At 40.2% G+C, this 6,316-nt stretch carries 7 protein-coding genes; 5 read left to right on the top strand and 2 right to left on the bottom strand.

Features of this window, described 5'->3' with window-relative positions:
- Positions 1 to 332: 332 nt before the first annotated feature.
- Positions 333 to 2,000: a mechanosensitive ion channel family protein gene (locus ACM0OX_RS34755; RefSeq protein WP_414519651.1), complete on the bottom strand. Its 1,668-nt coding sequence runs from the start codon at positions 1,998 to 2,000 to the stop codon at positions 333 to 335.
- Positions 2,001 to 2,392: 392 nt separating this feature from the next.
- Between ACM0OX_RS34755 and ahcY the strand changes: the two genes are divergently transcribed.
- The 5 genes from ahcY (at position 2,393) to ACM0OX_RS34730 (ending at position 5,284) form a co-directional block, all read left to right on the top strand.
- Entirely contained in the window at positions 2,393 to 3,670 is a 1,278-nt protein-coding gene (ahcY, locus tag ACM0OX_RS34750) for an adenosylhomocysteinase (protein ID WP_414519650.1), read from the top strand.
- Positions 3,671 to 3,796: 126 nt separating this feature from the next.
- On the top strand, positions 3,797 to 4,213 hold the full coding sequence (locus ACM0OX_RS34745) for a XisH family protein (protein ID WP_414519648.1): 417 nt from the start codon (positions 3,797 to 3,799) through the stop codon (positions 4,211 to 4,213).
- Positions 4,201 to 4,530: a XisI protein gene (locus tag ACM0OX_RS34740; RefSeq protein WP_414519647.1), complete on the top strand. Its 330-nt coding sequence runs from the start codon at positions 4,201 to 4,203 to the stop codon at positions 4,528 to 4,530. The genes ACM0OX_RS34745 and ACM0OX_RS34740 overlap by 13 nt, the downstream gene beginning before the upstream one ends.
- A 14-nt stretch (positions 4,531 to 4,544) precedes the next feature.
- Positions 4,545 to 4,964 carry a XisH family protein gene (locus ACM0OX_RS34735; RefSeq protein ID WP_334716004.1) on the top strand — a complete coding sequence of 140 codons (420 nt, stop codon included), beginning with the start codon at positions 4,545 to 4,547 and terminating at the stop codon, positions 4,962 to 4,964.
- Entirely contained in the window at positions 4,952 to 5,284 is a 333-nt protein-coding gene (locus tag ACM0OX_RS34730) for a XisI protein (protein WP_414519645.1), read from the top strand. Before ACM0OX_RS34735 ends, ACM0OX_RS34730 begins: the two co-directional genes overlap by 13 nt.
- A gap of 475 nt (positions 5,285 to 5,759) precedes the next feature.
- On the opposite strand, the gene ACM0OX_RS34725 is transcribed toward ACM0OX_RS34730, so the two are convergent.
- Positions 5,760 to 6,266, bottom strand: a complete 507-nt coding sequence (locus ACM0OX_RS34725) for an ISAs1 family transposase (protein WP_414519653.1) — start codon at positions 6,264 to 6,266, stop codon at positions 5,760 to 5,762.
- Positions 6,267 to 6,316 lie beyond the last annotated feature (50 nt).

Genomic DNA, 6,316 nt, shown 5'->3' with positions numbered 1-6,316 from the left:
TTTAAGGGGGATTTAGGGGGATCTTCAACGATTTTGGTTTTATACAAAGATGTGTATACACCGTAGCTCCTAACAGGAGAGGGGCTGGGGGTGAGGTCAAAATCCTGTGCATCGAACTCACGTTAAGTTGACACCTATGAATTCAGACCTCTCCTTAACAAGAGCGACCAAATTTTTAATTTGGTCGGGGTTTTATACCCAAGTTCCCTTTGGTCACGGCGTCAGGCAGGAAGCAGAATTTCCTTCTGCCTCCTGCCCTCTACCTTTTTTGATAAGAGGAGAGTTAGAATTTGGTCTAATCAACTGAAAAATGCGGTAATGAATCCAAATTTCTAATTATCTTTGCCATTGCTCGTAAAATTTAACAATTGATCGTCATTGACCCAAATTGCTTGTTGAGGTACAGAGATAGAAATTCCAGCTTCGTCTAGGGCAACTTTTAGGCGGCGGCGAAGTTCCCGTGCGACATCCCATTGTTTGAGGGGCTGTGTTTTAATCCAGACACGAATTATCAAACCGCGATCGCCAAATTGATCTATTCCCAATACTTGCGGCGGTTCTAAAATTTGACTCTGCCATTGCATTTCTTGATTCATTTTATCAGCAATAGTTGCAATCAATTTCAAAGCCTCTTCTGTATCGGCTTGGTAAGCGATAGGAATTGTTAAATCGGCTCGCGACCAACGACTAGAAAGATTGGCAACAACTTTAATTTCACTATTGGGAATTGTGATCAAGCGTCCTTCAGAATCCCGCAGTTGGGTCATCCGCAGATTCAGATTTTCTACTAAACCTCCCACGTCTCCCACATTAATTACATCGCCTAAAGCATACTGGTCTTCTAAAATGATCAGGAACCCGTTAATCGCATCTTTAATTAAGTTTTGCGATGCCAAAGACAATGCAACACCAACTAAACTAGCACCCGCTAGCAAGGGAACGATATCTATCCCCAACGATACTAGCGCGATCAAGAAACCTACTCCTACCCAGATAGCAGTAGTGATACTTTTAGTGACACCAGAAAATGTGGAGACTCGCAGTTGCAGCCGTGCAGAACTTTCTGGAGTGAGGAAAGCACCACTGCTAATCAGAGTGGAAGCGAAGCGGTCAATTAGGGCGTAGGTCAAACGAATTGCTACATAGGTTGCCAGGCATACGACACCTAATCGCACAGGAAATTGGGCAGCTGTGAGAATTGCTACCTGAAAACCTCGTGTATAGGGAAATAGACCCAAAATAAAGAAGGTTCCACCTCCCCAAATTCCGGCTTGACTTAGCTGAAATAATCGTCTCTTGGCTTCTTGGAGATGTTGCTGTTGTCGTTGATTTAGTTGTGTTGTAATTGCTTGATCTGCTGGTTTTGGGTAGTTGAAGAGTTCCCTTTGGGGTTGGGAGGCAATGGAGTTTTCTAAATCCTTTTGGGAACGCCGCTGCCAGCTATATACCCCCCAACTCATGACAATCATTGCTAGTCCGATACCGCCAGCAATTTTACCTTGGTCGATTAAAGATTGAATTTGCCTTTCTTGCTTGGCTTGTTGCAAATCTTCTTCTAAAGATTCTTTAACTTGATTTGCTGATGTCGATACATCTACCTGTCGCAGTCCCGCATCTTCAGAAGTAACGGTCATCAGATATTGACCGTTGACATAAATTACTGGTAATTCGTTTACTTTGCGAACATCCACCTTGACTGGTGTTTTTGCTGGTGATTGAAAGTAATTTTGACCAATTTTCTCCAACTTCTTTTGAATATCTTCTGAACGCTCAGGAAAGTTGGTTCTTGTTGCCGCTATTTGAAATAACCGACGACCATCTAAATAAATCCAGCCCGAAACAACTCTGTTATCTGAATCATTACTAATACTGCTGGGAGCTTGCAGTTGCGGTACAAAAGGAATCTGGGCTGTGGCTTTTGGCACAGATACAACGCCTATGGCCATTGAACTGGCGATGCCTACGGCGGGCAAAGCCAACGCCAAAAATTGAAAACGCACTCAAACACCTCCTTGAATTAAATCTACTGGTGACTACTTCGATAACTATCCTCCGCAATAACTTTGGGTAGATGTACCTATCTAAAGTTGAGGTTTTCTATTTAGATGATGAAATTTTCATGTTTTTTTGGTTGTCTTCTACCTTTAGAGAGATGACAAGGTACTGAGAATCAGCAGGTAAGGCTGATAAGATTATTACTCTTACCAAAGATAAAACAAAAAGGAAGAAGCTGGGGAGGAAGTTGACATTAGGGTAATCAAACGTCAAGCTAGTTTTGAGGACTCTTGACTAGTGATTTGCTTTCATACAAGCAAAAATCACCAGTAGTAGAATAACCTAGTAGAGTGCGTAAACTTTACGTAGCTTTTTTTATTTTTTGAGGTAACTTTTGATGACCGCAACTTCTCCCCGATTAAAGCACGAGGTTAAAGACCTCGGCCTAGCTGCCTTGGGAAGACAGCGCATTGAATGGGCTGGACGCGAAATGCCAGTTTTGAAGCAAATCCGCGATCGCTTTGCTATCGAAAAGCCCTTCGCTGGTTTACGCCTTGTAGCTTGTGCCCACATTACAACCGAAACAGCACATTTGGCGATCGCTCTGAAAGCCGGTGGTGCAGACGCGCTTTTAATTGCTAGCAATCCCTTATCAACGCAAGATGACGTAGCTGCTAGCCTCGTCGTCGATCATGAAATTCCCGTCTTTGCTCAAAAAGGCGAAGATAACGAAACTTATAACCGCCACGTCCAAATAGCTTTAGATCATCGCCCCAACATTATTGTTGATGACGGTAGCGATGTAGTTGCGGCTTTAATCCAACACCGCCAACACCAAATTGCTGATTTGATTGGTAGCACCGAAGAAACCACCACTGGTATTGTGCGCCTACGCGCCATGTTTAGAGAAGGCGTTCTCACCTTCCCCGCAGTCAACGTCAACGACGCCGACACCAAGCACTTCTTTGATAATCGCTATGGTACTGGGCAATCAACCCTAGATGGCATTATCCGCGCCACCAATATTTTGTTGGCTGGTAAAAACATTGTCGTCGTCGGTTATGGCTGGTGTGGTAAAGGTACAGCCCTCCGCGCCCGTGGGATGGGTGCTAACGTCATCGTCACCGAAATCGACCCCATCAAGGCAATTGAAGCCGTAATGGATGGCTTCCGCGTTCTGCCAATGGCTGAAGCTGCACCCCAAGGTGATATATTTATCACTGTGACAGGTAACAAGCACGTCGTTCGCGGCGAACACTTCGATGTCATGAAAGACGGTGCGATCGTTTGTAACTCCGGTCACTTTGACTTGGAACTTGATTTGAAATACTTGGCTGCACAAGCTAAGGAAATCAAAGAAGTTCGTCCTTTCACCGAAGAGTACAAGTTGAAAAATGGTAAATCAGTTGTCGTTCTCGGACAAGGACGCTTGATTAACCTAGCTGCGGCTGAAGGACACCCCAGTGCGGTAATGGATATGAGTTTTGCCAACCAAGCTTTGGCTTGTGAATTCCTGGTGAAGAATAAAGGTAAGTTGCAACCTGGTTTGCACTCAATTCCTGTTGAAGTCGATCAAGAAATTGCTCGTTTAAAATTGCAGGCTATTGGGATCACAATTGATAGTTTGACAGCAGATCAAATTGAGTACATCAATTCTTGGACAAGTGGAACTTGATACATTGATTAGTTGATTTTTTGGGGATAGGCGTTTTGCTTATCCCTTTTTTTGTGTTTCTCTCGCAGAGATGCAGAGGCACAGAGAGAGAATATAATAGGATGGAGGGTATTATTGTAAGTTTGTATGTCAGCAAAAGATTTTTTTCATAATGCTGTTAAGTTAGCTTTAGAGAAAGATGGTTGGTTAATTACTGATGATCCTTTGATATTTCTAGTAGATACTATAGAATTTCGTCTTGATTTAGGTGCAGAAAGACTTTTGGCAGCAGAAAAAGAAGGACACAAAATAGCAGTTGAAATAAAATCTTTTTTGGGAAAATCAGCGATTAGTGAATTTCATACAGCTTTAGGACAAACACTTAATTACCGTTCTATTTTAAGAAAAGAAGAACCCGATCGTATTTTATATTTAGCAATTAGTTATGAAATATATACAGCTTTTTTTCTGATACCTGTGATTCAAGAAATAATTGCTGAACATAAATTAAAATTATTGATATTTGAAAGTAGCAAACAGGAGATTATTTTATGGAAGGAATGAATTATCCTGAATTAGTACAGACAGTATTAGCAAGACATACAGAAAGTCATTTAGCCAAGGGAACGGAAATACAATTAATATTTGATAATCAAAAAAATCACTATTTAATAATTCATCTAGGTTGGGAAGGTGAAAAACGGACTTATGGTTCGGTAATTCATGTTGATATTAAAGATGGAAAAATCTGGATTCAGTGCGATTTTACAGAGGAAGGTGTAGCTAATGAATTAGTAGAATTGGGAGTACCAAAAACAGATATAGTTTTAGGTTTTAGATCGCCTCATGTAAGACAGTTTACGGGTTTTGCATCGGTTTAATTTTTTTGTATATCATGTCAGCAAAAGATATTTTTCATAATACTGTAAAAGTAGCCTTAGAAAAAGATGGCTGGAAAATTACACATGACCCCTTGTTTTTTAAACTCTCTGAACAAATTAGAATTAAAATAGACTTAGGAGCGCAAAAGTTAATTTCGGCTGAAAAAGATGAGCAAAAAATAGCAGTAGAGGTAAAAAGTTTTATTGGGGTGTCAGCAATCTCAGAGTTTCATACAGCTATAGGTCAATTTTTGAACTACAGGGTAGCATTAGAACAAAAGGACTCTGAACGAGTATTATATTTAGCAATATCTCAAGATATCTACCAAGAGTTTTTTATAGATTCTTTTATTCAAAGTGTATTAGAACGGTATGAAATCAAATTATTTGTTTTTCATGTTCAGAAACAGGAGATAGTATTATGGAAGAATTAGATTATCGGGAATTAGTGAAAAAAATTATCTATAAATATGCAAATGAGCAACCCAAAGAAGATTTAGAAAATACCGAAATTGTATTTGATACAGAACGCGATCGCTATTTATTAGTATACATAGGATGGAATGATGAAGAAAGAGTATATGGATGCCCAATTCATATTAGTATAAAGCATGGAAAAATTTGGATTCAGCGCGATTTTACTGAAGAAGGAATAGCTAATCAATTAGTAGAATTAGGTGTGCCGACAACAGATATTGTTTTAGGTTTTAGATCGCCTTATGTCCGGCAGTTTACTGGTTTTGCATCTGTTTAATTTTTTCGTATTCTATACCGACTGAAGTTGAAGGTTGAGTATATTAATTCTTGGGAATCGTGAATCTGATGATTGATTAGTTGGTTTTTTGTGGATAAGCCAAAGCTTATCTCTTTTTTCTTGTGCGACGTTATGGATTGATTGAATGATATCATGTCCGCCAAATTACCCATAATAAAAGAACCCCACCCCCAACCCCTCCCCGCAGGCGGCTATCCATTACCCGGATCTTTCTTAACATTCGTGAGAGTATTCACTCAGGCTTTTATAACCCTTATTGGTTCGTTGTTTATTCTCAATAAAAACGCAGTTTTAGCGAGAATATTAAAAGCGAATTTGTCAAGTATGCCTAACTATTCAGTGTCTAAGACGGCTATAGAGCATAGGTTTCAAGATTGTAAAGAAAGATGTGACTAATGGATAGCCGCAGGCGGGGAGGCAGGGTGGATTAATTGTCGGGAGAGAAAAAGTTTTCTCAGTCGACCATTGGACTCACAGGTGTTGGGCAAAAGGAGTCGGAGTGGTCAAAGAGTGCATCAAAAATCATTTGAAGTTGGTTAGCCATCAGCCTTAACGCTTCGGGAAGAGTCCGACAATTTAACTGACGAGCCAGGGAAACTAAAAACTGTCTGACCATCGCCCAATTAGCTGGCGAAAAACCGCCAGTATGAATACAGTTATCTTCACTTAAAGTTACATCCTTGACCCAATGAAGTTGATTTTCAATTGACCAATGACCACGAATAACGAGAGCGAATTCTGAGGCTGAATAATTTAAGCTACTTAAATAAAAGTGTTGTTCATGATAGTCAACAATCTGGCGACGACTTTTCTTTCCTTGAGGTCGAGTTCCATATCTGTTAACCTCTATTAAACTTTTAGCACCAACCCAATCAGGTAGTGACTCAAATGGAATTGGATAGACTTTGACTTGACGAGTAGTCTTTCGTCCATGTAAATTTTCATCATGGTAATTAGTCAGGGTAAGAGCATCTCAATCAGGCTTGACGCAAGGAATCAGAAGAATCTAAT

The organism is Nostoc sp. PCC 9305 (assembly GCF_963920915.1).
In the GTDB taxonomy this organism is placed as follows: domain Bacteria; phylum Cyanobacteriota; class Cyanobacteriia; order Cyanobacteriales; family Nostocaceae; genus Nostoc.
This window is presented reverse-complemented; position numbering and strand designations above follow the sequence as displayed.

Coding starts and splice junctions, on each gene's coding strand:
- ahcY (WP_414519650.1), top strand. CDS start 2,393: ATGACCGCAACTTCTCCCCGATTAAAGCACGAGGTTAAAGACCTCGGC.
- ACM0OX_RS34745 (WP_414519648.1), top strand. CDS start 3,797: ATGTCAGCAAAAGATTTTTTTCATAATGCTGTTAAGTTAGCTTTAGAG.
- ACM0OX_RS34740 (WP_414519647.1), top strand. CDS start 4,201: ATGGAAGGAATGAATTATCCTGAATTAGTACAGACAGTATTAGCAAGA.
- ACM0OX_RS34735 (WP_334716004.1), top strand. CDS start 4,545: ATGTCAGCAAAAGATATTTTTCATAATACTGTAAAAGTAGCCTTAGAA.
- ACM0OX_RS34730 (WP_414519645.1), top strand. CDS start 4,952: ATGGAAGAATTAGATTATCGGGAATTAGTGAAAAAAATTATCTATAAA.